General features: G+C 62.7%; 32 protein-coding genes. 12 read left to right on the top strand and 20 right to left on the bottom strand.

What is annotated here, in order from left to right; translation table 11 throughout:
* Positions 1–292 precede the first annotated feature (292 nt).
* The 4 genes from N7E70_RS21975 (at position 293) to N7E70_RS21960 (ending at position 1,893) form a co-directional block, all read left to right on the top strand.
* A complete protein-coding gene (locus tag N7E70_RS21975) occupies positions 293–502 on the top strand; it encodes a cold-shock protein (protein ID WP_067966826.1) in 210 nt (69 codons plus the stop codon).
* 136 nt (positions 503–638) lie between these two features.
* Complete coding sequence (locus N7E70_RS21970; protein ID WP_246670760.1) at positions 639–890, top strand: hypothetical protein; 252 nt, start codon at positions 639–641, stop codon at positions 888–890.
* A 90-nt stretch (positions 891–980) separates the two neighbouring features.
* Positions 981–1,256, top strand: a complete 276-nt coding sequence (locus N7E70_RS21965; RefSeq protein WP_210252519.1) for a hypothetical protein — start codon at positions 981–983, stop codon at positions 1,254–1,256.
* Between the two features lie 454 nt (positions 1,257–1,710).
* Positions 1,711–1,893: a hypothetical protein gene (locus N7E70_RS21960; protein WP_154385161.1), complete on the top strand. Its 183-nt coding sequence runs from the start codon at positions 1,711–1,713 to the stop codon at positions 1,891–1,893.
* Here N7E70_RS21960 and N7E70_RS21955 read toward each other — a convergent pair.
* The 5 genes from N7E70_RS21955 to N7E70_RS21935 all read right to left on the bottom strand — a co-directional run bounded on the left by N7E70_RS21955 (position 1,868) and on the right by N7E70_RS21935 (position 4,040).
* On the bottom strand, positions 1,868–2,092 hold the full coding sequence (locus N7E70_RS21955; protein WP_263007631.1) for a hypothetical protein: 225 nt from the start codon (positions 2,090–2,092) through the stop codon (positions 1,868–1,870). The genes N7E70_RS21960 and N7E70_RS21955 overlap by 26 nt on opposite strands.
* A gap of 225 nt (positions 2,093–2,317) precedes the next feature.
* Positions 2,318–2,599: a hypothetical protein gene (locus N7E70_RS21950; protein WP_115732749.1), complete on the bottom strand. Its 282-nt coding sequence runs from the start codon at positions 2,597–2,599 to the stop codon at positions 2,318–2,320.
* 13 nt (positions 2,600–2,612) lie between these two features.
* Positions 2,613–2,795 (bottom strand): DUF3606 domain-containing protein, encoded by a 183-nt coding sequence (locus tag N7E70_RS21945; protein ID WP_115732748.1) that lies wholly within the window; start codon positions 2,793–2,795, stop codon positions 2,613–2,615.
* A 265-nt stretch (positions 2,796–3,060) separates the two neighbouring features.
* Positions 3,061–3,678, bottom strand: a complete 618-nt coding sequence (locus N7E70_RS21940) for a general stress protein (RefSeq protein ID WP_115732747.1) — start codon at positions 3,676–3,678, stop codon at positions 3,061–3,063.
* 50 nt (positions 3,679–3,728) lie between these two features.
* Positions 3,729–4,040, bottom strand: coding sequence for a PepSY domain-containing protein (locus N7E70_RS21935; protein WP_115732746.1), 312 nt, complete (start codon positions 4,038–4,040; stop codon positions 3,729–3,731).
* 347 nt (positions 4,041–4,387) lie between these two features.
* On the opposite strand from N7E70_RS21935, the gene N7E70_RS21930 reads away from it, so the two are divergent.
* On the top strand, positions 4,388–6,487 hold the full coding sequence (locus N7E70_RS21930) for a catalase (protein WP_263007630.1): 2,100 nt from the start codon (positions 4,388–4,390) through the stop codon (positions 6,485–6,487).
* A 169-nt stretch (positions 6,488–6,656) separates the two neighbouring features.
* Here N7E70_RS21930 and N7E70_RS21925 read toward each other — a convergent pair whose 3' ends face one another.
* The 8 genes from N7E70_RS21925 to N7E70_RS21890 form a co-directional block, all read right to left on the bottom strand.
* Positions 6,657–7,730 (bottom strand): extracellular catalytic domain type 1 short-chain-length polyhydroxyalkanoate depolymerase, encoded by a 1,074-nt coding sequence (locus N7E70_RS21925; protein ID WP_263007629.1) that lies wholly within the window; start codon positions 7,728–7,730, stop codon positions 6,657–6,659.
* A gap of 353 nt (positions 7,731–8,083) precedes the next feature.
* Complete coding sequence (locus tag N7E70_RS21920) at positions 8,084–8,281, bottom strand: hypothetical protein (protein ID WP_263007628.1); 198 nt, start codon at positions 8,279–8,281, stop codon at positions 8,084–8,086.
* A gap of 224 nt (positions 8,282–8,505) precedes the next feature.
* Positions 8,506–9,732, bottom strand: coding sequence for an arsenite efflux MFS transporter ArsK (gene arsK / locus N7E70_RS21915; RefSeq protein WP_263007627.1), 1,227 nt, complete (start codon positions 9,730–9,732; stop codon positions 8,506–8,508).
* 40 nt (positions 9,733–9,772) lie between these two features.
* Positions 9,773–10,090, bottom strand: a complete 318-nt coding sequence (locus N7E70_RS21910) for an ArsR/SmtB family transcription factor (protein ID WP_067963858.1) — start codon at positions 10,088–10,090, stop codon at positions 9,773–9,775.
* A 113-nt stretch (positions 10,091–10,203) separates the two neighbouring features.
* The gene (gene arsH, locus N7E70_RS21905) at positions 10,204–10,929 is read right to left on the bottom strand and encodes an arsenical resistance protein ArsH (protein ID WP_263007626.1); all 726 of its coding nucleotides are present in this window, start codon (positions 10,927–10,929) and stop codon (positions 10,204–10,206) included.
* Positions 10,904–11,326: an arsenate reductase (glutaredoxin) gene (gene arsC / locus N7E70_RS21900; protein WP_263007625.1), complete on the bottom strand. Its 423-nt coding sequence runs from the start codon at positions 11,324–11,326 to the stop codon at positions 10,904–10,906. Before arsC ends, arsH begins: the two co-directional genes overlap by 26 nt.
* The gene (arsB, locus tag N7E70_RS21895; protein WP_263007624.1) at positions 11,326–12,387 is read right to left on the bottom strand and encodes an ACR3 family arsenite efflux transporter; all 1,062 of its coding nucleotides are present in this window, start codon (positions 12,385–12,387) and stop codon (positions 11,326–11,328) included. The genes arsC and arsB overlap by 1 nt, the downstream gene beginning before the upstream one ends.
* A gap of 16 nt (positions 12,388–12,403) precedes the next feature.
* Entirely contained in the window at positions 12,404–12,730 is a 327-nt protein-coding gene (locus N7E70_RS21890) for an ArsR/SmtB family transcription factor (RefSeq protein WP_067963850.1), read from the bottom strand.
* A 42-nt stretch (positions 12,731–12,772) separates the two neighbouring features.
* Here N7E70_RS21890 and N7E70_RS21885 point away from each other — a divergent pair, with 42 nt between their 5' ends.
* Entirely contained in the window at positions 12,773–13,312 is a 540-nt protein-coding gene (locus N7E70_RS21885; protein WP_263007623.1) for a DUF6428 family protein, read from the top strand.
* A 27-nt stretch (positions 13,313–13,339) separates the two neighbouring features.
* Here the strand turns inward: N7E70_RS21885 and N7E70_RS21880 are convergent, their stop codons facing one another.
* Both N7E70_RS21880 and N7E70_RS21875 read right to left on the bottom strand, forming a co-directional pair.
* Positions 13,340–13,504 carry a hypothetical protein gene (locus N7E70_RS21880; protein WP_154385174.1) on the bottom strand — a complete coding sequence of 55 codons (165 nt, stop codon included), beginning with the start codon at positions 13,502–13,504 and terminating at the stop codon, positions 13,340–13,342.
* A gap of 40 nt (positions 13,505–13,544) precedes the next feature.
* Entirely contained in the window at positions 13,545–13,805 is a 261-nt protein-coding gene (locus tag N7E70_RS21875) for a hypothetical protein (protein ID WP_263007622.1), read from the bottom strand.
* Between the two features lie 142 nt (positions 13,806–13,947).
* Here N7E70_RS21875 and N7E70_RS21870 point away from each other — a divergent pair, with 142 nt between their 5' ends.
* Both N7E70_RS21870 and N7E70_RS21865 read left to right on the top strand, forming a co-directional pair.
* Positions 13,948–14,340 carry a hypothetical protein gene (locus N7E70_RS21870; protein ID WP_263007621.1) on the top strand — a complete coding sequence of 131 codons (393 nt, stop codon included), beginning with the start codon at positions 13,948–13,950 and terminating at the stop codon, positions 14,338–14,340.
* Positions 14,341–14,429: 89 nt separating this feature from the next.
* Positions 14,430–14,936, top strand: a complete 507-nt coding sequence (locus N7E70_RS21865) for an AAA family ATPase (RefSeq protein WP_263007620.1) — start codon at positions 14,430–14,432, stop codon at positions 14,934–14,936.
* Between the two features lie 564 nt (positions 14,937–15,500).
* On the opposite strand, the gene N7E70_RS21860 is transcribed toward N7E70_RS21865, so the two are convergent.
* The 3 genes from N7E70_RS21860 to N7E70_RS21850 all read right to left on the bottom strand — a co-directional run bounded on the left by N7E70_RS21860 (position 15,501) and on the right by N7E70_RS21850 (position 19,065).
* Positions 15,501–15,971 (bottom strand): hypothetical protein, encoded by a 471-nt coding sequence (locus N7E70_RS21860; RefSeq protein WP_154385177.1) that lies wholly within the window; start codon positions 15,969–15,971, stop codon positions 15,501–15,503.
* Positions 15,972–16,070: 99 nt separating this feature from the next.
* Positions 16,071–16,823, bottom strand: a complete 753-nt coding sequence (locus tag N7E70_RS21855; RefSeq protein WP_154385178.1) for a hypothetical protein — start codon at positions 16,821–16,823, stop codon at positions 16,071–16,073.
* 163 nt (positions 16,824–16,986) lie between these two features.
* Positions 16,987–19,065 (bottom strand): ATP-dependent helicase, encoded by a 2,079-nt coding sequence (locus N7E70_RS21850; RefSeq protein ID WP_263007689.1) that lies wholly within the window; start codon positions 19,063–19,065, stop codon positions 16,987–16,989.
* A 193-nt stretch (positions 19,066–19,258) separates the two neighbouring features.
* Between N7E70_RS21850 and N7E70_RS21845 the strand changes: the two genes are divergently transcribed.
* From N7E70_RS21845 to N7E70_RS21830, 4 genes are all read left to right on the top strand, one after another.
* Positions 19,259–19,459: a hypothetical protein gene (locus tag N7E70_RS21845; RefSeq protein WP_157097127.1), complete on the top strand. Its 201-nt coding sequence runs from the start codon at positions 19,259–19,261 to the stop codon at positions 19,457–19,459.
* A 118-nt stretch (positions 19,460–19,577) separates the two neighbouring features.
* Positions 19,578–19,823: a hypothetical protein gene (locus tag N7E70_RS21840; protein WP_067963833.1), complete on the top strand. Its 246-nt coding sequence runs from the start codon at positions 19,578–19,580 to the stop codon at positions 19,821–19,823.
* 69 nt (positions 19,824–19,892) lie between these two features.
* Positions 19,893–20,237, top strand: coding sequence for a DUF982 domain-containing protein (locus N7E70_RS30865; RefSeq protein ID WP_331461843.1), 345 nt, complete (start codon positions 19,893–19,895; stop codon positions 20,235–20,237).
* Positions 20,238–20,295: 58 nt separating this feature from the next.
* Positions 20,296–20,499: a hypothetical protein gene (locus N7E70_RS21830; protein ID WP_263007619.1), complete on the top strand. Its 204-nt coding sequence runs from the start codon at positions 20,296–20,298 to the stop codon at positions 20,497–20,499.
* A 544-nt stretch (positions 20,500–21,043) separates the two neighbouring features.
* Here N7E70_RS21830 and N7E70_RS21825 read toward each other — a convergent pair.
* Positions 21,044–21,457, bottom strand: coding sequence for a GNAT family N-acetyltransferase (locus N7E70_RS21825; RefSeq protein ID WP_245432050.1), 414 nt, complete (start codon positions 21,455–21,457; stop codon positions 21,044–21,046).
* Between the two features lie 89 nt (positions 21,458–21,546).
* Positions 21,547–21,834, bottom strand: a complete 288-nt coding sequence (locus N7E70_RS21820; protein ID WP_263007618.1) for a type II toxin-antitoxin system TacA family antitoxin — start codon at positions 21,832–21,834, stop codon at positions 21,547–21,549.
* Between the last annotated feature and the right edge of the window lie 240 nt (positions 21,835–22,074).

Genomic DNA, 22,074 nt, shown 5'->3' with positions numbered 1-22,074 from the left:
CGGCAGGGCAATGGATGGTATCCTCTGGTTTCGGGCACATTACACCAAGGCTTTCACCGCCTTTTTCCGGCTGCTCTGTACGACCTTAGGTAGAATCTGCTGAATTCCAAAAGCTTGAGTTGACAACGCGACAGGGCTGCCCTACATGTCCATCATCGATATTTGCTTGCTGAGCTTTGGTTACCGCGCGTTTGGCACCGCGCCCTGAACGAACCTTTTCTTTCAAAAATCGCTATCACCATCCGCAGCGCTTCGGCGTTGTGGTCCACTTTTTGCTATGAAAGGGTTCATCATGACCACTGGCACCGTTAAATGGTTTAATTCCACCAAAGGCTTCGGCTTCATCCAGCCCGACAATGGCGGCGCGGATGCGTTCGTTCACATCTCTGCCGTCGAGCGCGCCGGAATGCGCGAACTCGTCGAGGGCCAGAAGATCGGCTTCGAGATGGAGCGCGACAACAAGTCCGGCAAGATGTCTGCCTGCAATCTGCAGGCCGCCTAAGCCATACAGTATCTGTCTCTCCGTTGACCACGGATGTACTGGCACTGTGAGAGCATGATAACGATCAAGGTCAGGCAGTCCGCCTGACCTTTTTTATTGCCGCGCACCCTATGCGGCCTCCCAATCGGAAAACCCATTGTTTCAGACACACAGCAAATCTCGCCAACAGGCCGAGATTGCCTTCAGCCGTGCGCAATCGCAATTTTTCGCACGCAACACCCCCCTCGATGCGGTGGACGTGCTCGTTCGCTCGCGCGCGGAAAAGACGCTCCGGCTTCGTCAAGCGCGCCTTGCAAAGGAACTGCACGATCGTGCAGGGGCGACCGCGATCGCTCCTGGCCCAGCGATCCGAGACCAACGGACGGCAGCTGTTACGAGACAGGTCTGACGCGGACGCCCTGTCATCCGCGCGCCATCAGGCGGCTGCTCAAACCCTGGGTGAACATTGTCCAGGGCCAAGCCACCCAAAGGAACCTCGATGTCAGAAGACACGAATGAAATTAACGCGATCAACACTGCCTGGCAAATAGCGATTCAGGAGGTCCTGCGCATGGTCATCCGTGACATGTATCGCGCGGACGGGGAGGTTGCCTTCATGGCGCATATCAAGCGCATCGAAGAGGCGGCTGTCGACAGCATCTACACCGACCTGAGGCTGCGCGGCACGGACGACTGGACGAATATGCTGGTCAAGGAAAAGGCGAGCAATTTCGTGACCACCTTGCTCACATCGTTCACATTCGACCGGGCCTGATCTGGCGACCGGGCCTGATCTGGCGACCTGGCCTGATCTGGCGACCGGGCCTGATCTGGCGACCGGGCCTGATCTGGCGACCGGGCTTGATCTGGCTGCGACGACCCCAACCGTCGGGCGTTCGACAGCGAGGTTTGTCGCGAGGCCCACCGATATCAGTGCCTGAGCGTTTCTTTCCGCGCAGTGCGAGAAAACCCTCCGGCAGGCCTTCGTCCAGGGAATTTATCGGGACGACAGGCGTTGTGGTCGCGAGCATGGCCTCCCCCCTCCGGTCATGCTCACACCAGGCCTGCCGGATGTGCCCCATCCGGCAGGCCTTTTCCATGGAACCTGTGATGATCTCGGCGATTGAGCTTGCGAGCGGGCGCTTGTCCGTTGTGCAGGCTGCCGCTGGCGTGGCGCCTGCTTTCTTCGCCAGCCAACAGGGCCGCACCTCCCCGACAGGCAGAATTCAATGAAGACCACCAGCAATCACCTGAGTGACGCTGAAGCCATCCGTGACGACCTCAGGCTGCTCAGGAAACGCATCGCCGATCTGCATGATCGCAGAAGTTTCGACGACGTCGACATTCTATTGTCGGTGGCGGAATCGCATGCCGACCAGCGCCTGGCTACCCTGCGTCGTACCGGCGGATAGGGTGAGGTTCGCTTGCCGCAGCTTGCACCAACGCCTCTATGAGGGCGTCGGGATAGGCCTTGTCGGGACATAGTTCGGCGATCAGGCCTCGTGCCAGCGCATCAAGGTCGGACCGGTCGGTCGGCAAGGGGGTTATGCGGCGCAACGCGCCCAGGGCTATTTCGAAATCCAGTGCTGAGATGTTCGAGGAGCTGTTCATAGCTTCCTCCCGTAAGTGGGGCGGAAGCCTGATCTTCGCTCGCAGCCGACGATGCCCGTTCCAGTTATCGTCGATGTCTCGACTATACACCCTCATAACGGGAACAGCCACAGCTGCGCGGTTGCATCCGGAAATTGAGCAGCTTTGCCGTCGTCTTCGTCAGCGACTGCCTTTGACGGTATTTGAGGGGGCTGACGTGCCAATGTGCGCGCATAAAGAGCATCGCTATCGCCGCCGCTTGGGCGCAAAGCGCATGCGGAAATTCCGTCGGGCTTCATCGTCATGAATCGTCTGGCACTGGTCCGCGGCGACCAGATTGGCCTCGGGCACGATGCGATCGAAGGCCTCTTCCATGCTGCGGATGCGATAGTGACGGTGGCCGTTGTCGCTGGGCAGTATCGTCTTGACGGTGAAGCTGTTGGGCGTGCCCAGGGGCACGCCGGCACGGGACCTGAGACTGACCGTCTCGTCGACGCTGAATGCGGCGGGCTGGCTCTGTTCAGGCATCTGTCCTGGCCATCTACCCGCGCGGGCGCTGCGTGATGATGGCGTCAAGTTTGCGGCGCGATGGACCATAGCGCCTGATCATCGCCGCGGCTTCGCCGCGCATCAGATCATATTTGCGCGCAAATTCCTCGATCTCATACTCCTGCCTCGAGACGAGCTTGCGGTCCTCAGCGGTTTTCTTCGGATCGTCCGGCATGTCGGCCTCCTGTATAAGAGCCTGTATTAGAGAGTGATGAAACGCGCATGCGGGCGAATCGATCCCTCGGCCGGCAGCTATGTGTGCTAGCCAAGCGGCCCTACCGGAAGATCGGGTCGCCAGCATCTCACCCTCGGCATCTAGCCCCTCGGCATTTCAAGGTTTTGCCGCCGCGTCGTAGACAAGACAGCGGCGGCTCACCGGTTCAGACTATGGGGGCCAGACTACGGGGGGCCAGACTACGGAGGGCCAGACTACGGCGCGATCAGACCACCGGAGGGATGCGGGTGGCGTAGCGCCGGCGTTCTTCTTCGATGTCCTTGGGCGAGTACGGGTCGGCCGTTTCGTCGAAGGCCGTCCAGCCGCCATCGGCATAGGCTGCCCGGCGCTCGCTGACATCGACTGGATTGGCGTTGTGCAGGATGGACCTTGCGGTGTCTTCTTCAGCGCCTTCGGTGACGCGTGCGGTCACCAGCGTGCCACCCCGTCGCACGCCTTCGGCGTAGACATGGGCGTCTTCGGCGGGGACGCCGGAATCGGTCAATGCCCCGATGAGACCGCCAGTCGCACCGCCTGCGAGTGCACCGGCCGCAGCACCTGCGGCGGTCGCCGCCAGCCAGCCGGCTGCCACCACCGGGCCAACCCCGGGGATTGCCATGACGCCGAGGCCGGCGAGCAGGCCGCCTGTGCCGCCAACAAGGGCGCCGATGCCCGCGCCGGTGCCGGCAGCGTCTGCCGTATCCGACGAACGGGCGTCATATGAACCGTCGACATTGCTCGCCACGACACTGATGTCGTCATGCGAAATGCCGGCTCGGTGCAGCTCTTCGACCGCTGCCTGTGCGTCGGAATAATGGTCGAACAATCCTGTCACACTTACCATGGTGATCTTCCTTCTACGTCCTGAAATGGGGTGAAAATGTTGGGCCCGGATTACTGGGCGACGACGTTGCCCTGGTAGTCGAGCGAAACGGCTGTTTCCTTGCCGTCCTTGGTCGCCTTGCCCTGCCAGATGCCGCTCTCGGCCTTGACCAGCGCCGTCACGTTCTGAAAGCCCGCCTCTTCGATCTTGGCCTTGGCTTGCGCTTCGGTGAAGCTGTTGGCGCCGGCTACCGGAGCCGTCGGATTGACAGTATCAGGCGTGGCGATGGCCGGCGTCTGAGGGTCGCTCGACGGCTGGGTCTGCGCCTGGGCATGGAAAGCCGTGGCAGCCAGAATGGCCGCGCTAAGTATAAGATTTTTCATTATTTTCTCCTGACTTGCGACAATAAAACCGTTGGCAGGACGATTGGTTCCCAAAAAGTGCCGGCACAATTTCGGCGCGCCGGCTCAGTCGGCCGCCTGGCATCCATGGCCGCTCGGACATATCAGCGGGGCGGCTCGGCGGGGCGGCCGGGATGTGGCCAATGCCGGCTCAGCCGGCGGGCGGCAGTGCCCACGCCAATTTCATATGTTGCGGCCAGACTTCATTTCGCGAGCCCCCGTTTCATTTCGTGAGCCCCAACTTCATTTCGAGAACCAAGGGAACCGCACCGGCGTCGCGGCATTGAGGGTGATGTGCGCACCCGCACCCCCTCTCCAAGGAATGAGCCATGGCCAAGTCAACGAACCGCGGCAAGATTGCCACGATCCATGACCAGAAACTCCAGCGCGGCGAAGGCGGCGAGCTGCACCAGCTGGCCGAAGGCGCAACCCCCGTGCTGACCACCGCCCAGGGTGGCCCGGTCTCAGATGACCAGAATTCGCTGAAGATCGGCGCACGCGGACCCACCGCGCTGGAAGACTTCCACCTGCGCGAGAAGATCTTCCATTTCGACCATGAGCGCATTCCCGAGCGCGTGGTGCATGCCCGCGGCTACGGCGCGCATGGCTATTTCGAGACCTACAAGTCGCTGGCAAAATACACCCGCGCCGACATCTTCCAGCGTGCCGGTGAGAAGACCCCGGCCTTTGTCCGCTTCTCCACCGTCGCCGGCAGCAAGGGTTCGGTCGACCTGGCGCGCGACGTCCGCGGCTTTGCCGTCAAGCTCTACACCCAGGAGGGCAACTGGGACATCGTCGGCAACAACATCCCGGTGTTCTTCATCCAGGATGCGATCAAGTTTCCCGACATCATCCATGCGGTGAAGCCCGAGCCGGACAGCGGCTTTCCACAGGCGCAATCGGCCCACGACAATTTCTGGGACTTCATTTCGCTGACGCCCGAGAGCATGCACATGATCATGTGGGTGATGTCCGACCGGGCGATCCCGCGTTCGTTCAGGTTCATGGAGGGTTTCGGCGTCCATACCTTCCGGATGGTCAACGCCAGGGATGAATCGACCTTCGTCAAGTTCCACTGGAAGCCGAAGCTCGGCCTCCAGTCCGTGGTCTGGAACGAGGCGGTGAAGATCAACGGCGCCGATCCCGATTTCCATCGCCGCGACCTCTGGGACGCGATCAAGGCCGGCAATTTTCCGGAGTGGGAACTGCAGGTCCAGCTGTTCGACCAGGAGTTCGCCGACAGCTTCGACTTCGACGTGCTCGACGCCACCAAGCTCATTCCCGAAGAGCTGCTGCCGCCTGTCCCGGTCGGCCGCCTGGTGCTCGATCGCATGCCCGACAACTTCTTTGCCGAGACCGAGCAGGTGGCGTTCATGACGCAGAATGTGCCGCCCGGCATCGACTTCTCCAACGACCCGCTGCTGCAGGGGCGCAACTTTTCCTATCTCGACACCCAGATCAAAAGGCTGGGCAGCACCAACTTCACCCATATTCCGATCAATGCGCCCAAATGCCCGTTCCACCACTTCCAGCAGGACGGTCACATGGCCATGCGCAACCCGGTCGGCCGCGCCAACTACCAGCCGAATTCCTGGGGCGAGGGACCGCGCGAATCCCCGCAAGCCGGGTTCCGCTCCTTTGCCGACGTCGAGAGCGGGCCCAAGCAGCGGCTGCGCGCCGAAAGCTTCGCCGATCACTACAGCCAGGCCAGGCAATTCTACCTGAGCCAGACCCCGCCGGAGCAGGCCCATATCGCAGCGGCCCTGACCTTCGAACTCGCCAAGGTCAAGACGCCGGTCATCCGCGAGCGCATGGTGTCGCATCTGGTCAATGTCGATCGCGGCCTGGCCAATGGCGTCGCCGCCAATCTGGGCCTGCAGTCCATGCCCAAGGCGGCCGACGCTGCAATGCCAACGCGCCAGGATCTCGAGCCGGCAGCCTCGCTCAGCATTCTCGCCAAGGGACCCGAGCGCTTCGAAGGACGAAAACTCGGCATTCTCGTCACCGACGGCACCGATGCCGCCCTGCTTTCGGCGCTCAAGGACGCGATCGCCAAGGCTGGGGCCAGCTGCGAGATCATCGCGCCGAAGGTCGGCGGGGCCAAGTTGAGCGACGGCAGCCTGGTGCCGGCGGACCAGATGATCGCCGGGGCGCCCTCGGTGCTCTATGACGCGGTCGCGCTGCTGCCGGACGAGAAGACGATGCCAGCCTTGTCGGACAATCCCGATGTTCGTGACTTTGTCTCCGATGCTTTCGCGCACTGCAAGTTCATCGGCCATGTCACGGCTGCCAAGGGGCTGGTCGAGAAGGTTTGCGGCAACGGCGCACTGGAAGATGAGGGCGTCATCCGCCTTGCCACGCCGCGGGACATGCCGGCTTTCGTCGAGGCTCTGGGCAGATTGCGGGTGTGGAAGAGAGAAGCGCGCTGACGCATGTCAGACGCAGGCGAGCGGGTCCGGTGGCCCGCTCGCCTTGGCCGGAGCCGGCGCGTATCCTCTAGAGCGTTTCCGCTTTTCTTCGAATCGCGGAATCTCTCTATCTTCTTGTTTTTGCGCAATTCCTGACGGAAAACCGCTGCACACTTTTCCTGGAATTGCTCTAGCGCAGAAGCCCGGCCGATCGCAGCGCATCCTCGATTGTCCTGGTGATCCCCTCGGCGCGGGCCGGCTTGTCGGGAGCCGCTGCTCTTTCTCGTTTTTGCGGCAGCAGGATCTCGACCTGCGGATCTGCGATTTGCCAGAATTGCGCGATGCGCTGCGTCGACGAGATGCCGGCGTCGATCATGAACGGGCCGGGGGTCCCGATGCCGTTTGCAGCCAGCGGCGTGCCGTGCCCCATGCCTTTGATGCGATACTGTTCGATCACCTCCCGTCCCGAGCCGTCTTTCCAGACGCGACGGCTGTGGCCGTCGACCATGGTCGTCGACGGCGGCGCTTCATCGTCGATGCCGTGAATGGTCCGCCATTGGCCGATGATGTCGTCGGCGTTTGATCCGACGACGATCTGGTCGGCCGAGCCGTGCCAGACGGAAAGTGTCGGCCATGGGCCCGTGTGGGGCGAGGCGGCGCGCAGCAGCTGCTGAAGCCGCGCCTGCGAGCGGCTGCCATGGCCGCGCATGCGGTCGAAGGCCGTCGGGATCGAATTGGCCGTGCCAAAGGGCAAGCCGGCGATGATGGCGCCGCCGGCAAACACCTCCGGGTAGGTCGCCAGCATCACCGACGTCATCGCGCCGCCGGCCGAAAGCCCGGTGATGAAGATCCGGCTGCGATCAAGCCGATGCGCCAGGACCATCGCCTCGATCATCTGGCGGATCGACAGAGCTTCGCCGCCGTTGCGCATCATGTCGCCCGGCTCGAACCAGTTGAAGCAGAGATTGGCATTGTTGGACCGCTGCTGCTCCGGAAACAGCAGCGCGAAGCCCTGGCTGTCGGCAAGGGCGGACCAGCCGGCGCCATGGTCGTAGCCCGACGCGGTCTGGGTGCAGCCATGAAGCACGACGACCAGCGGCGCTGAGCCAGGCAGGTTCTCGGGGACATGGCGTCTGGCGCGCAGGGCACCGGGGTTCGAGCCGAAGTTCACCAGATCCCTGAGCGGGTCGTCATGCCGCTCCGGCGCGACCGTTTGCGCACGCCGTGCTGCCAGGCGCGAGATCGTATCAGATAGGTTTCTCATGGCGGTGTCCTGTTTCCGCAGCCCTGACCGGACCGCGCGCCCTCCACAACGCCGATGAGCGTCTATCGTTGCTGCACTGCACAATAAATCGCGCGGCGCAGTTTCCAGCCGCGCAGGCGCGACAAAGGCCTGCTGAGGCCGCCGCCTCAACAGGCCTTGGCCGGGCAGGCTGGCCGGTGCTGATCTGGGTGGCGGGCAGGGCTGTTCGCGACCTCTGTCTCCCCGACGCGCCCCGCACGATCCGGAATCGGAAGACCTTGTGGGTCTGGCCGCTGGTAGCAGCGGCCAGGCGGCGTGGCGGTTTCGCAGGGTCTGGTGTTGTCGGCGCCTGCGCCACCTTCCGCTCGCGCTGGCTACGTCCACAGGTGGAATTCGCCAGAAGACCTGTCCTGCACGATGCGCTGCCAGAGCCGGTCGGCCGCCCGCTGGATGGGCGCTTGGGTCAGGCCGAGATGTTGTGCCGCCTGCGCCGGCGATGCCGGGTCCCAGGCAAGGCGGTCTTGCGTGTTCGACATCAGGACGTCGACGAGCGCGTCCCTGACTTTATGCATCGGTCATCCCAAGGCTTTGGTGACAAGCACCTGGGGCTAAGGCGCAGCCTCAGACCTTGGCCGACGCCCGGCCTCGCAGCCATGTGCACCAACAGCTCTGACACAAGTCCGATTGCTCCGGCATCGGCAAAGACCAGGCCGATGTTCTCCACGATCCCAAAACCGCCGTCGAACGGCCGAGGGCGAAACAACGGTCGTTGCCCCCGGGGGCGCCGCCAGGCGGATCATGTCTCCGGCACCATTTCAGTTTCACGGCGGCGCCAGCCGATGCTGGCAAAGGCGATGGCCGCGGCGATGCCCAGCACGATGGCGATGGCCAGCGCAGGCCAGGTGCCGAAACGCGCCATCAGCACTGAAAAGACAAACGGAGCCAGTGCCGATACGATCAACCGGATCGACGATATCTTGCCCAGCAACGCGCCATATCCCTCGGAGCCGAACAGGGCCAGGGGCAGGGACCCCTGGACGATGCTGGTCAATCCCGACCCGAGGCCGAAAAGGATGGCGAAAGCCGCCGCACCCCAGATCCAGGGAGCCGACACCAGCAAGGTCGACAAGCCGGCGACGAGGAAAGCGGCGGAGATCACCGCCAGCACCAACTGCGACAGCCCGCGGCCGGCCAGCATGTTGATGAAGCGGCTGAACACCTGGGCAGGGCCGAACAGCGTGCCCACCAGCACAGCACTCGCCCCAAGCCCGACGGCGCTGAGCAGCGGAACCATGTGGACGAGCAGCGCCGACAGGACGAAGCCTTCGAGCGCGAATCCCAGGCCCATCAGGGCAAACGCCCGGCGCCGATCCCCGGAGGCGACGCTTCCTGCGATCGCTGCCACGGCTCTGGCCCTGTCCTTGCCGCCGCGGCGATCGGCGTTCATCGCGCGTGCCAGCCAGCAGTGAAACGGCAGGCACGCCACCAGATGCAGGACGGCGAAGGCGAAATAGACCTGCCGCCATGTCAGATGCGCGTGCAGTTCGGTGGTGATCGGCCAGAACAGGGTCGAGGCAAAACCGGCGATCAGTGTCAGATGGGTGATGCTCTTCTGGCCGCTTTGCGGCGTGATCTGCACCAGGGCCGCAAAGGCCGCGTTGTAGAGGACGAAGGCCGAGGCGATCTCCATGACGATCATGCCGGCGACGAAGGTCAGGCGATCGGGCGCGAGCGCGCACAGGACCAGCGACAAGGCCGCGACCAGCGAGCCCAGGGCCATCATCGCACCCGCGCCATGGCGATCGATGCGGCGGCCGATGGACGGCGCGGCGAGACCGCCGATCAGCAAGGCGGCGGAAAAGACTGCGAATACCCATTCCTGCGTCCAGCCGAAATCCCTGGCCATCCCGGGCGCGAGGATGCTGAAGCTGTAATAGAGCGTGCCGTAGCCGATGATCTGGGTCAGACCCAGGCCCCAGATGACGGTGCTGCTACGCTGTTCAGTTGAAACGGGCGGTGCCATTTTCCATCTTTCCGGGATTATCGAAATAGCTGTCAAAAAACTATGCCGCGTTGTCTTTCGTCTGCGGGGAGCGAACGTCGGCGCAGCATTCGTCGGAGAGGAAACCGAGAAGGCCGTTCATTGCGGCGTAATTGGCACGGCAGATCAGTGTTGTTGCCTGGCGCTCCTGCCCAACGAGACCAGTGGCGATCAGTCGATGCAGATGATGGGAGAGGGTCGATGCGGCGATGCCGATCCTCTCCTGCAGATGGCCGACAGCGAGCCCCTGTTCGCCGGCGCGAACGAGGGCTCGGTAAATCCGTAGTCGCGTCGGGTTGCCGAGCGCTTCGAGCTGGGTAGCTGCTGTTTCGAGTTTCATGGAAATAGCTAGCGCCCACCGCGTGGCAACGTCAATGGGTATTTCGAGAATGATAGAAATATGCCGTTCGGACGACGACCTTGCCGACGACCCCAACGGCGGGACCAGATGCTCTAGATCGCCTTGAGCTTCATGCGCGCCTCGAGCTTTTCGGCATCTTCCTTGCGTTCGCTGTAGCGGTTGGTCAGATAGTCCGAGACATCGCGGGTGAGCAGCGTGAACTTGACCAGCTCTTCCATCACGTCGACGACGCGGTCGTAGTAGGATGACGGCTTCATGCGGCCAGCCTCATCGAACTCCTGGTAGGCCTTGGCCACGGAAGACTGGTTCGGGATGGTGATCATCCGCATCCAGCGGCCGAGGATGCGCATCTGGCTGACCGCGTTGAACGACTGCGAGCCGCCCGAGACCTGCATCACCGCCAATGTGCGCCCTTGCGTCGGCCGGATCGAACCTGTGGCCAGCGGGATCCAGTCGATCTGCGATTTCATCACCCCGCTCATCGCCCCGTGTCGTTCCGGGCTGGTCCAGACCTGGCCTTCCGACCAGAGCGACAGCTCGCGCAGTTCCTTGACCTTCGGGTGATCGGTTGGCGCGCCGTCCGGCAGCGGAAGGCCGGCCGGATCGAAGATGCAGGTCTCGGCGCCGAAGTGCTCGAGCAGGCGCGCAGCTTCCTGGGTCAGGAAGCGACTGTATGAGCGTCCACGAAGCGATCCGTAGAGAAGCAGGATCCGCGGCTTGTGGGTCGACAATTCGACGGACAGCTTGCTGCGGTCAGGCAGGTCCAGCGCGTTGCTGGCGATGTTGGGCAGGTCAGGCAACGCGGTTTCCCCAGGCATCGATCAGCACTTCGCCGTCTTCCTTGTGAAACGGCCCTTTTTGCGGAAGCGGCAGGATGTCGAGCACGATCTCGGAAGGTCGGCTGAGCCGCACGCCCCAGGGCGTGACGACGAATGGCCGGTTGATGAGGATCGGATGCGCCAGCATGGCGTCCAGCAACTGGTCGTCGGTCAGCTTCGGATCGTCCAGGCCCAGTTCCGCATAGGGCGTGCCCTTCTGCCTGATGGCTTCGCGCACGCTGAGGCCGGCCTTGGCGATCATGTCCTGCAGCACGGCGCGCGCGGGCGGCGTTTTCAGATAGTCGATCACAGTGGGTTCGACCCCGGCATTGCGGATGAGCGCAAGCGTGTTGCGCGACGTGCCGCAGACGGGGTTGTGGTAGATGGTGACGTCCATCAGGCGGACCTTTCAGCTTCGGTGGAGGATTTGACGGCCGCGCCGCGCTCGTACCAGCCCTTGCTGCGGTTCACGATCCAGACGACCGACAGCATCACCGGAACCTCGACAAGCACGCCGACGACGGTTGCAAGTGCCGCACCCGAGCTGAAGCCGAACAGGCTGATGGCGGCGGCGACCGCCAGCTCGAAGAAATTGGAAGCGCCGATCAGCGCCGACGGACCGGCGACGCAATGCTGCTCGCCCGAGATGCGGTTGAGCAGATAGGCCAGGCCCGAATTCAGATAGACCTGGATCAGGATCGGCACCGCCAGAAGCGCGATGATCGCCGGCTGGGCGATGATCTGCTCGCCCTGGAAGCCGAACAGAAGCACCAGCGTCGCCAAAAGCGCCACCAGCGAGAGCGGCTGCAAGGTGTGCAGCAGTCGGTCGAGCGCGGCCTGGCCCCCTGCGGCGAGCAGCCGGCGTCTGATCAGCTGGGCGATGACGACGGGAATGACGATGTAGAGAACCACCGACAGGACCAGCGTGCCCCAGGGAACGGTGATCGCGGACAGGCCGAGCAGCAGGCCGACGATCGGCGCGAACGCAACCACCATGATGGCATCGTTGAGCGCCACCTGCGACAGGGTGAAATGCGGTTCACCCCTGGTCAGGTTCGACCAGACGAAAACCATGGCCGTGCAGGGGGCCGCTGCCAGGATGATCAGCCCTGCAATGTAGGAATCGATCTGGTCGGCGGGCAGAAGCGGGCGGAAGAGCCAGCCGATGAACAGCCAGCCGAGCAGCGCCATCGAGAACGGCTTCACCGCCCAGTTGATGAACAGCGTGACGCCGATGCCGCGCCAATGCCTGCCGACCTCGCCCATGGCGGCGAAATCGATCTTCAGCAGCATCGGGATGATCATCAGCCAGATCAGCACGGCGACCGCAATGTTCACCCTGGCGATCTCGGCGCCGCCGATGGCCTGGAAGACAGCTGGCAGCAGATGGCCAAGCGCGATGCCCACGACGATGCACAGCGCGACCCAGAGGGTCAGGTAACGTTCGAATGTCGACATGATTTCTGGCCGTCCCTTAACAGCAAGCGGGCGCAAGGGCCGGCTGGCAGATGGCCGGGTTGCCGGCGCAGCAGTCCTCCATCAGAAACCGGATCAGGCCGCTCAGCGCCTGATAGTCGGCCGAGTAGACGATGGAGCGTGCGTCCCGGCGGGCGGTGACCAGCCCGCCACGCTCCAGCTCCTTGAGGTGGAACGACACATTCGATGCCGTAACCCCTGCGGCCTCCGCAATGCTGCCTGCGGCCATGCCGTCCGGCCCGGCCTTGACCAGCAGCCGGACGATCTTCAGCCGCGTTTCCTGGGACATCGCCCCGAAGGCGATCAGCGCTTGACGTTCATCCATATTTCAACAATCCTAGAAATGTCAAAATGAGGAATAACCGAGATGCCGACCCCTGACAACCACGATTTTGCCGGCTCGACCGATTTCGCAGATGACGGCATTTCGATCGGCGCGCTGTTGTCCGTCCTTGCCGGGCACAAGGACAAGCCGTTGCTGTTCAGCTATGGCGGCCGCACGGTGAAGCCGGGCTACCACGTCACCGAAGTGAAGGCCGGAGCCTTTGCAGCACTTGATTGCGGCGCAAACCCCGAGGCCTGGACCGAGCTCTTCATCCAGCTCTGGGATGTCGACGAAGACGGACGGACCCATATGCCGGCGGGAAAATTCGCGGCCATCATCGGCAAGGTCGGCGCGCATGTGGCTCTTGATCCCGGGGCCAGGCTGACCTTCGAGGTCAGCGACGGCATCGCCGCGATACAGCTCCACAAAGCATCCATGCCGCTTGTCCAGGGCGGCGAGGTCCATGTCCAGCTCTCCGCCCGGGCGTCGAGCTGCAAGCCGCGCGACCGTTGGCTTGTCGAGCAGGCGAAGGCCAGCTGCTGCGGCCCCGCCAAAGGCGATGGCCAGCCCTGCTGCGGCTAGGGCGGTTGCCTCTGTGCGGCCCTGAGCTCAGACCTTGCCCTCTTTTTGCGCCTTTTCGAGCTTTTCGTGGGTCTTCTCGAACAGCGTCTTTTCGACAGGCTCCGGCCGGAACTGCTTGTCCATCTCCTTGACCTGTTCCATCGCCTTCTGGTGCGCTTCGGCTGCACCGACAATTTTTCCCTCGTTGGGCATGGTTTTTCCTCCTTTTCTCCGGTTGATGACATCGACGCGTCTAGCGAACGCCCCAGTTCGTGATGGCAAAATCCACGATCATCCATCCCATGGTCAGCAGTATCGCGGCGGCCAAAGCTGTATCGACATAGTCGCCATATTTGCCGGGCAGGATTTCATCGAGAAAAACGGCAACGAAAAAGCCGAGTATCGCCCCGACCGCGCCCAGGGCGGCAGCTCCACCCTGGCCCCACAGGACATATCCGGCCACGGTCAGGAATGAAAAAATCAATATTCCAACGGCACCGGCAGCGTGGTTCATTGTCTTTCGACCCGCGATCTCCCGTATAATACGGCACGAAATCTCACTTGCCGCAAGTTGTCGACAGTGTTGCGCGTGGTTTAGCTTTGCCAGATGCCATCTCGTTACAGAATCGCCTTGAGCCTTGGTTTTTGCTTTTGCCGTGCTCGCCTCGAGCGCGGCCGCTGCCGCCGGTGCGTGCCCGGCGGTCAGCCAGGCGGCCGAACGCGGCAAGCTGCAACAACTGCTTTCATCGAACGGCGTGCCCAAAGCCGAACGGGCCTTCCTGCTGGCTGGTGCAGAGCAGCGGCTCAAGGAGATGCAGCCCAGCGCGCTCAACGCCGATGGCGCACAATGCGGCATCAAAGTCGTGCGCGCCCATGTGCTCGGCTGCATGAACGCCGCGCTTGCCCAGGCATTCAGGACGACGCCGGCGGACAAACCCTCGGTCAACGCGCTGTGGGGCCGGGCCGGGCTGTCGGCCCGCGGTGCGCTGTTCGTCGGCATTTTTCACGCCTGCCGTGGGGCTGCGGCGGAGACGTTTCTGTCGCGGTGACCTGATCCGTCGAGGCGCCCGGATTTGCCCAGCTGCCTTGATCTGCCCACTGCCATGCGCACAGGGCGAGCAACAACCAGGATTTCCGCATGAGCCTCTTTGTCATCACCGGCGCGATGGCTGCCGGCAAGACCACCGTCGCCAAGGCGCTGGCGCAACGTTTCCCCCGCTCGGCCGTCGTCGGCGGCGATGTCTTCCGTCGCATGATCGTCAACGGCGCAGCCGTCATGGGGCCGACGCTCGACGCCGAAGCGCGCGCGCAACTGACGCTGCGCCAAATGATCGCCACCGATGCCGTGCGTCGTTACCACGACGCCGGCTTCACCGTTGTCTATCAGGACATTCTCATCGGGCAGGATCTTGTCGCCGCCGTCGAGCGCCTGGCCGACCTTACTCCGCGCGTCGTGGTGCTGGCGCCGTCGGCCGAGGTGCTGGCGCAGCGCGACAGGGACCGGGCAAAAACCGGCTATTCCGACCATTTTCCGCCCGCAATCCTCGCCGAGGCACTTGCCCGCGAGACGCCGCACCTCGGCCGGTGGATCGATTCATCCGCCATGGATGTCGAACAGGTGGTCGACGCCATGCTCGACGACTGACGTCTCAGCGTTGTTTGGCGAGGGTGGTGCAAGGCATCGCTTGAACTCTCAATTCGCGACCGCCCCTGCTGCTGGAGTCGTCGGTGCGAATGGGCTGGCAGGAGAAGACTGGCGAAGTGAGGCGCCGGCTCGGGCTATGATTCCGCAGGCGCCCACGCGCCGCCTGCGCCATGGTAGGTTTCGCATTGGAGCTCAAAGCCCCGGGCGCAACTTTTGCAGCGGAAGCCGTAGCTGATGACGTCTTGCCACGGGCCATCAGGATCAAGGTCCAGGAAGGGGTGGCCAGGATGCGCATCGGCGAACAATGCACCTGAAAGGACGGCTTCGCGGACCGTCTTGATGACTTTGGACAGCTCGCCGGGCGACCGGATAAGCCGTTGAAGATCATATGGCGCACATTCTGAACAGTTCATCGGTTTCGCACCTGTTTGCCGGTAGGCGGCCTATAACTTGCCGACACTGGAAATCTCGATCTGGCTCGCTTTGAAGGCGAGGGCGCTTGTCCTGTCGCCTGTGAGGCGGCCGATCTTGCGGAACTGATGAAGCTGCTGGCCCACGGCGGCTTCAAGGGCAGCTGGAGACCTGCACGGTGTGGAACGGATGCCAGTCCTTCGTCCGGTAGTTGGCCTGCATGATGCCGCCCATCCTGATGAAGTCGGAGGTGCCGCTCATGTCGCAGAGGAATTTTGACAAGTTCGTATCGATGTCGTCGGTGATGGCAGCCCAGCTCGTACCCTTGGCGGCAAGCATCTGATCCATCTCCGCCTTCGTCTGGTTCCAGACGATGTTGAAGACGGACCTTCGCCCGTTGGCGACGACCATGTCGAGTGTCTGAAACTCGTCCATGCGCTTCGGCAATGACGCGGCAAATTCCCTTGCCGCCAGCTCGGCGAAAATGCACGCGTCCATCTCGCCCGTGGGAGAGCCGCAGTCCTGGGAATGGGCAGGGGCCGCAAGGGCGAGAACGAAAGCTGCGATGAGAGCGCGCAGTCCAGTCCGGGCAATCGACACGTTTGTCCTCGTTTTCTTGGTCACGACCAGCCTCGGCATCGTGACAGCTGCCAGGCAGAGAGCAGACATTGCAACGGGTCGAAACGCGGCGGTCGCGTTGCCCGCCGGCGATCGGGCCCGCGGCTAACGAAGCCCAAATGACACACGCTTCGACACGTCATCGACCTGCAGCCTGAAGTCGATGGTATAAAAGGTCGATCGAGCGGCAACGCCATCCCTGAGCGTCAGGAAGCTGTCGCGACTGAATGAACACCCCGTTGTTTGCAGAAGCTGCGACGTCGCAGCGACCTGATCGACGGTCTTTTCGTCCAGGCGAACAAGCGCGGGGTAGATGGCAATGCACTTTTCGCCGCGGTTTTCGACCGGCAGCCATCGTGCATCGAAGAAATATGTTGCCCGCAGGCGTGTGTCGGTTCGCAGCCACCCATGTTCATCTCCCCACCGGGCACGCAAAGCGCGGTCCCAATCGTTCCGCGCGATCAGCTCCGACTTTGCTGCCTCGACGGTATGGACGATCGAATAGACGCGGGCGCCCGATAGCGGCGAGGTCAGGGCGAAATCATACTGGAAGGACCGACCCGCCACCTTGTCGGCGCCAGCAATCACCACTTTATGCAGATAGCTGGACCGGGCTTCCGGGGAAAGCTCGATGTCCTTGCGGTTGTTGAGGGCGCGGGTCCGGTCTTCGCGCTGCCAGTCGGAAAAGCGCGCAGCGATCACCTCTTCCAACTCCTCCAGGGACATGCCAGGGCGGAACACGGAACTGGGCAGCAACTGTTCGAGCGCCTGTTGGGCCGTGGCCGGCGGCGTTTCGGCCGCCGAGGCTGCGGCAGGCGCAACAAGGAGGGTCGACAGAACAAGTGCGAATGTCGACAAGACACTTCTGAACACAACATCTCCCATCCGTCCTGAGCGCAAGTCGAGGCAAAGTAGAGGGCGCCGCAGCGGTTGGGAAGACGGTGTCATACCGAGGTAACAGGTGTCGGGCATCGATGTCGCAGTTCGACTACAACGTCGCCGAAGAACACCCTCGACCCCGCTACGTCCACATCGAGCGCATCTTGCCCTTGATGTCGACCGAGGTGCGCGGCCGCGTCGCCTTGTCTTTCTGGAACGACTGGCTGGTCCAGGCGGTCGCCTCGAAATGGGTAAGCAGATGCTGCGCAATGAAGCGGCTGCGCGAGGCGTAGACATGCCTGTCGCCGCGCGCCGCCTGGCCGGAGGTGAAGAAACGTTGCGGCGTGATCAGGTGCAGCGAATCCTTGGCCCGGGTCATGGCGACATAAAGCAGCCGGCGTTCTTCCTCGAGCTCCTTGCGTTCGCCGGCGCTGAGGTCGATCGGCATGCAGCCGTCGACCGCGTTCAGGACGAACACCTTGGTCCACTCCTGGCCCTTGGCCGAATGGATCGTCGACAGGATGAGATAATCCTCGTCGAGATGCGGCGGCCCGGCCTCGTCGCTGGTCGCCGAGGGCGGGTCCAGCGTCAGCTCGGTGAGGAAACGCTCGCGGCTGGCATAACCCGAGGCGATCTGTTCGAGCTGGAGCAGGTCGGCCCGCCTGGTCGTCGCATCCTCGTGTTTGCGCTCGAGATGCGGCTCATACCAGAGCCGCGCCCGCTCCATCTCGGCCGGCCAGCCGGGGCCGCGCCGGAGTTGTGAAAAGAGCTCGACAAAACCGGGCCAGTCGGCGGCTGCCCGGGCCGGCGGGGAAAAGCGCGCCAGCCCCATTTCGAGGTCGAGCGACTGCTCCATGCTGTCGATGGCGTTCGACGCCGCGGACGGGCCGATGCCGGGCATCAACTGCATCACCCGGAAGCCGGCAATGCGGTCGCGCGGGTTCTGGGCAAAGCGCAGGACAGCCAGCACGTCCTTGACATGGGCGGCGTCCAGAAACTTCAGCCCGCCGAACTTGACGAAGGGGATGTTGCGCCTGGTGAGCTCGACCTCGAGCGGCCCCGAATGATGCGCTGCCCGAAACAAAACCGCCTGTTCCTTCAGCAGCGTGCCGGCCTCGCGCTCCTTCAACACCTCGTCGCAGACATAACCGGCCTGTTCGGCTTCGTCTGCAACCGTCACGATGCGCGGTTTTTCCAGCGAGCGGCGTTCGGTCCACAGGTTCTTGGTGAAACGCTCCTCGGCCTCGCCGATGACGGCATTGGCAGCGTTCAAGATGGCGTCGGTCGAGCGATAGTTCTGGTCGAGGGTGACGACCTCGGCGGGTTCGGCGAACAAGGTGGGGAAGTCGAGGATGTTGCGCACTTCGGCGGCGCGGAACGAATAGATCGACTGGGCGTCGTCGCCGACGACGGTCAGGCCGCGTCCGTCGGGCTTGATCGCCGTCAGGATTGCCGCCTGCAGCCGGTTGGTGTCCTGGTATTCGTCGACCAGGATATGGTCGAAGCGCTGGCCAAGATGGGCGGCGATGTCAGGCTCGGCCGCCATCTGCGACCAGTAGAGCAGGAGGTCGTCGTAATCGAGGATGTTCTGCGCCTGCTTGGCCTCGACGTAAGCGCCGAACAGGAGCTTCAACTCGTCGCTCCAGCCGACGCACCAGGGAAAGGCCTGGCCGAGCACGGCCTCGATCGGCTCCTGCGAATTGACGACACGGGAATAGATGGCAAGGCAGGTCGCCTTGGTTGGAAACCGTTTCTCGGTTTCGGAAAAACCGAGCTGGTGGCGCACCAGGTTCATCAGGTCGGCCGAATCTTCCCGGTCATGGATGGTGAAGGCCGGTTCGAGCCCGATGTCGAGCGCATAGTCGCGCAGCAGTCGCGCGCCGACGGAATGGAAGGTGCCGGCCCAGCTCAGCCCTTCCATCAGGCTCGCCGCGCGCTCCTGCAGCACGTCGGCGGCGATGCGCTCGACGCGCCTGCTCATCTCGGCCGCGGCACGGCGCGAAAATGTCATCAGCAGGATGCGCCGGGGGTCGGCGCCGCGAACGATGAGATGGGCAACCCGGTGGGCGAGCGTGTTGGTCTTGCCCGAGCCGGCGCCGGCAATGATCAGCAAGGGGCCTGACACCGCGCCGTCGCCATGCAGGACGGCGGCGCGCTGGCCCGGGTTGAGGCGGGCGAGATAACCTGGCTCTGCTGCCGAATCACGGATGGCGATGTTCATGCCGGCATGAAGCATCGTTTCCGTTTCGTTCGCAACGGCCTGCACCGGGGCGAAGCCTGCGGCGCGCGCCATTGCCCTTGCGTTAGCATTTTGTGAATTGACGCCCGGAGGTATTTGTTCCTATTTTGTTCCCATGCCGATGTTATCCGAATTTCCCTCCGACAAGATCATCGTCTCCTGCGACAAATGCGGGATGCGCAAGCAGTTCGACCGCGACGCGATGGTGCGGGCAGGCGGCGACCGCACGCTGGCGCTTCTGCTGGACGCGATTGTCGCGCGCATCGGCTGCACGCGGACCAACACGTTCAACATTTATGACCGCTGCGGCGCCAAATATGAGGAACTGGTGCGGCTGCTGGGGATGTCGACGTCGCATCGCGCGCCGGACCGATGAGCGTCGTGGATGAGCTGCCGTATCGCCTCGGCGATCAGGGGCGCGCGCCAGGCGATGGTGAGGGCGCCGGCCTGGTCGCATCGCGGCCGCGTCGCAGTCCGGTCAGACAGGAGCAAACATGTCGCGCAGGCACCACAGAAACGACAGACTGACCGAGAGCGAGATCGAGGCGATCGTCCTGGCGGCGATCCCTTTGCGTATGGCGATCCAGAAGTGCTTCATCAGCCTGAAGCCCTTCAACGAGACCTATTCGCTGCTGCATCACCACGTCGCCGGTCTGGACGCCGTTCTGGAGAGAATTACCGGCCGAAGCCTCGATTACCGCAGTCGGGATCTCGGCCTGGTGCCGCGTCGCGATGGCTAGGCACATAGCTCGCCGGCATCGCTCTCACCGGCCTCGAGCAACGCGCCCGCATTCGGCCGGCCCGCTGCCATGGATGACAGGGGGAAAGGCTGGCGCAAGCGGTCTCGGTGCCTAGGCGGAGGATCGCGCGATGCTTGCACAATCTTTCGAAAAGCCATCCGTGTCTGGGTCGGACTTGGCTTCCCGCGCCAACTCAACACCGTCGTCGATGCCTTTCAGTTTGCGATGGAGTGGTGCGGAAACAGCCCCGAGCAGCGAGCGGCAATCAGGGCGTGCAAAGCTGCACTTGCTGGAGACGTCGACGCTGAGACAGCCAGGGGTGTCTTCGCCGCCTTTGTGCGCAAGAAAGACATCCTGGTCGAGGACGGCGAGATGCCGCCGGAAACTGCGGGGTTCCGATCGGCCCACGCCTGATTGATCGGAGAGGGCGGCAGCCGGCCGGCGCCCTCTCCGGTCTATGCGGACGCGACGAATGACGAAGCCACCTATGATGAAATCGCCCGAAAATCACCCGACTGCCCTGGCTTACGATGCCGAATGCCAAGGCGCCTTGGCAGAACATGTCGACAAGCTTCTGAACCATGCCGAGGCCGCCGGCTGGGAGCGCACGAAAGCGGCGGCCGCCATGATGTATCTCAGTGCCAAACGTCTGAAGGCCAGGGCCGATGGGGCTTGATCTCGTCCGCCCGCCATCGTGACAAATGAGAGGCCGGCGATGGCCTGGCGCCGGGATGGGCGAGCGCTCAGGAGGCCACCTGCAGCCAGCAGCAATGAAACAGCTGCGGTAGCTTCCGGATCACCGGAGCGGCAGACGCGATTTGGCCACGCCTCGGTGCAACCGGTTTCGGCGCGCCTTCACGGCAAGCGCCAGACTTGCTCTGGGCGATGACGGAATGGCCAGGCAAGAGCGCTTGAATTTCTCTTCCTGCGGGATCCCAAGGAATCCTGGGAGAGGGGAATAGTCATGGACATATCTGACGAAAGTCTTGAGGTCGTCGAAACCTCAGGCGTGATGCTTCCTGTGGCAGCCAAGGCGCCGTAAAGACCAGGCTTGGTTTCCATTGTCCCGGGTCCGGGAATGTCGACTGAGCTTGCCAACTGGTCGCGCTCAAAGGCGCCGTTGTCCGGCGGGAGGAGGTGGCAATTCTTCGCCGCATCGACAAGCGCATTTTGTCAGCCCTTGCCCAGCGACAAGCCGAAGTGGCTGAGCGGAGCGCAGTCTAAAAGCCGTTCATCGAAGCCAAGATGTCCTGCGTCGGCAAAAGCAGCTTGAGCGGGCTGATTTTCGTCGGTTTGAAGCCAACCGAAAGGTAGAATCTGGCAGCCTGTTCATCCACGGCATCGACAACGACAGCACGAAAAGCCACAGTTTGTGACGCTGATGCTGCATTGCGCAGCGCGTTCGCGAGAAGGGCTTTTCCTATGCCTTTGCCCTGCAATTCCTGCTGGACGGCGAGGCGCGCCAAAAGAGCAATGGGGATTTCGTTTGGCGTGCCCTGCGGGGCAAGCTTCTTACCGGCTTCCTTCCGGAGGATCATGCCAGCACATAGCGCATAATACGCCTTCACGCGGTTCTGCGCATCACAAACCACAAACGTCCGCGTGTAATTGGACATTTGATTGTATATGGCCATGTCATGCAGCCAACTATCCAGGATCTGCTTTCCGCTGCAGAATCCTGAATAGTCGTGATCACGCGAAAGAGGGGCTGGGGCGAAAAGCCCTAGCGATCGGAAGTCGCCCATACGCTGCCGTTCTTAAGAAGAGTGGCAAGTTCAGGATGCACCTGTGCCGGCTTGGAAATGGTCTCGGCAACGGAATCGAAGAGATCCGCATCGAGGTTCATGAAGCGTTGATCCATAAGCGTTTTTTGGGCGCTGTAGGTAGCTGCTTCGATGACAAAGCTCGACAGACTCTTACCACACGTGTCCGCCGCGCGCTTGATCAGATCAAGCTGCTCAGGCGCTATACGCATGTTGATGTTGTTGTCTCTCTTAGCTGTGGCAGCCATGGCAGCCTCCATACTCGTACACATAGACCGCCCAAGCCCCATGGCTCGATGGCAGGTTGAATGTGAGATGCCCTAACATAGATTACAACGTATTGACAACGTATGTACGTCAACACTTTGTTGATCGGTTCGTTCCGTCCTTCGACTGCGTGCGAGACAGGTTCGATGAACACGGGTCGGCGAACGCGATGCATATTTCGATGCTCGCTTCGGGTTTGTGATTCACGACTTCCCAAAGGG

The sequence above is a fragment of the Aminobacter sp. NyZ550 genome (genome assembly GCF_025628925.2).
Lineage (GTDB): Bacteria > Pseudomonadota > Alphaproteobacteria > Rhizobiales > Rhizobiaceae > Aminobacter > Aminobacter ciceronei.
This window is presented reverse-complemented; position numbering and strand designations above follow the sequence as displayed.

What these genes read in the sequence shown, in the direction of transcription:
- N7E70_RS21975 (WP_067966826.1), top strand. Translation starts at nt 293, where the DNA reads ATGACCACTGGCACCGTTAAATGGTTTAATTCCACCAAAGGCTTCGGC.
- N7E70_RS21965 (WP_210252519.1), top strand. Translation starts at nt 981, where the DNA reads ATGTCAGAAGACACGAATGAAATTAACGCGATCAACACTGCCTGGCAA.
- N7E70_RS21960 (WP_154385161.1), top strand. Translation starts at nt 1,711, where the DNA reads ATGAAGACCACCAGCAATCACCTGAGTGACGCTGAAGCCATCCGTGAC.
- N7E70_RS21955 (WP_263007631.1), bottom strand. Translation starts at nt 2,092, where the DNA reads ATGAACAGCTCCTCGAACATCTCAGCACTGGATTTCGAAATAGCCCTG.
- N7E70_RS21950 (WP_115732749.1), bottom strand. Translation starts at nt 2,599, where the DNA reads ATGCCTGAACAGAGCCAGCCCGCCGCATTCAGCGTCGACGAGACGGTC.
- N7E70_RS21945 (WP_115732748.1), bottom strand. Translation starts at nt 2,795, where the DNA reads ATGCCGGACGATCCGAAGAAAACCGCTGAGGACCGCAAGCTCGTCTCG.
- N7E70_RS21940 (WP_115732747.1), bottom strand. Translation starts at nt 3,678, where the DNA reads ATGGTAAGTGTGACAGGATTGTTCGACCATTATTCCGACGCACAGGCA.
- N7E70_RS21935 (WP_115732746.1), bottom strand. Translation starts at nt 4,040, where the DNA reads ATGAAAAATCTTATACTTAGCGCGGCCATTCTGGCTGCCACGGCTTTC.
- N7E70_RS21930 (WP_263007630.1), top strand. Translation starts at nt 4,388, where the DNA reads ATGGCCAAGTCAACGAACCGCGGCAAGATTGCCACGATCCATGACCAG.
- N7E70_RS21925 (WP_263007629.1), bottom strand. Translation starts at nt 7,730, where the DNA reads ATGAGAAACCTATCTGATACGATCTCGCGCCTGGCAGCACGGCGTGCG.
- N7E70_RS21920 (WP_263007628.1), bottom strand. Translation starts at nt 8,281, where the DNA reads ATGCATAAAGTCAGGGACGCGCTCGTCGACGTCCTGATGTCGAACACG.
- arsK (WP_263007627.1), bottom strand. Translation starts at nt 9,732, where the DNA reads ATGGCACCGCCCGTTTCAACTGAACAGCGTAGCAGCACCGTCATCTGG.
- N7E70_RS21910 (WP_067963858.1), bottom strand. Translation starts at nt 10,090, where the DNA reads ATGAAACTCGAAACAGCAGCTACCCAGCTCGAAGCGCTCGGCAACCCG.
- arsH (WP_263007626.1), bottom strand. Translation starts at nt 10,929, where the DNA reads ATGCCTGGGGAAACCGCGTTGCCTGACCTGCCCAACATCGCCAGCAAC.
- arsC (WP_263007625.1), bottom strand. Translation starts at nt 11,326, where the DNA reads ATGGACGTCACCATCTACCACAACCCCGTCTGCGGCACGTCGCGCAAC.
- arsB (WP_263007624.1), bottom strand. Translation starts at nt 12,387, where the DNA reads ATGTCGACATTCGAACGTTACCTGACCCTCTGGGTCGCGCTGTGCATC.
- N7E70_RS21890 (WP_067963850.1), bottom strand. Translation starts at nt 12,730, where the DNA reads ATGGATGAACGTCAAGCGCTGATCGCCTTCGGGGCGATGTCCCAGGAA.
- N7E70_RS21885 (WP_263007623.1), top strand. Translation starts at nt 12,773, where the DNA reads ATGCCGACCCCTGACAACCACGATTTTGCCGGCTCGACCGATTTCGCA.
- N7E70_RS21880 (WP_154385174.1), bottom strand. Translation starts at nt 13,504, where the DNA reads ATGCCCAACGAGGGAAAAATTGTCGGTGCAGCCGAAGCGCACCAGAAG.
- N7E70_RS21875 (WP_263007622.1), bottom strand. Translation starts at nt 13,805, where the DNA reads ATGAACCACGCTGCCGGTGCCGTTGGAATATTGATTTTTTCATTCCTG.
- N7E70_RS21865 (WP_263007620.1), top strand. Translation starts at nt 14,430, where the DNA reads ATGAGCCTCTTTGTCATCACCGGCGCGATGGCTGCCGGCAAGACCACC.
- N7E70_RS21850 (WP_263007689.1), bottom strand. Translation starts at nt 19,065, where the DNA reads ATGAACATCGCCATCCGTGATTCGGCAGCAGAGCCAGGTTATCTCGCC.
- N7E70_RS21845 (WP_157097127.1), top strand. Translation starts at nt 19,259, where the DNA reads ATGCGCAAGCAGTTCGACCGCGACGCGATGGTGCGGGCAGGCGGCGAC.
- N7E70_RS21840 (WP_067963833.1), top strand. Translation starts at nt 19,578, where the DNA reads ATGTCGCGCAGGCACCACAGAAACGACAGACTGACCGAGAGCGAGATC.
- N7E70_RS30865 (WP_331461843.1), top strand. Translation starts at nt 19,893, where the DNA reads ATGGATGACAGGGGGAAAGGCTGGCGCAAGCGGTCTCGGTGCCTAGGC.
- N7E70_RS21830 (WP_263007619.1), top strand. Translation starts at nt 20,296, where the DNA reads ATGACGAAGCCACCTATGATGAAATCGCCCGAAAATCACCCGACTGCC.
- N7E70_RS21825 (WP_245432050.1), bottom strand. Translation starts at nt 21,457, where the DNA reads ATGGCCATATACAATCAAATGTCCAATTACACGCGGACGTTTGTGGTT.
- N7E70_RS21820 (WP_263007618.1), bottom strand. Translation starts at nt 21,834, where the DNA reads ATGGCTGCCACAGCTAAGAGAGACAACAACATCAACATGCGTATAGCG.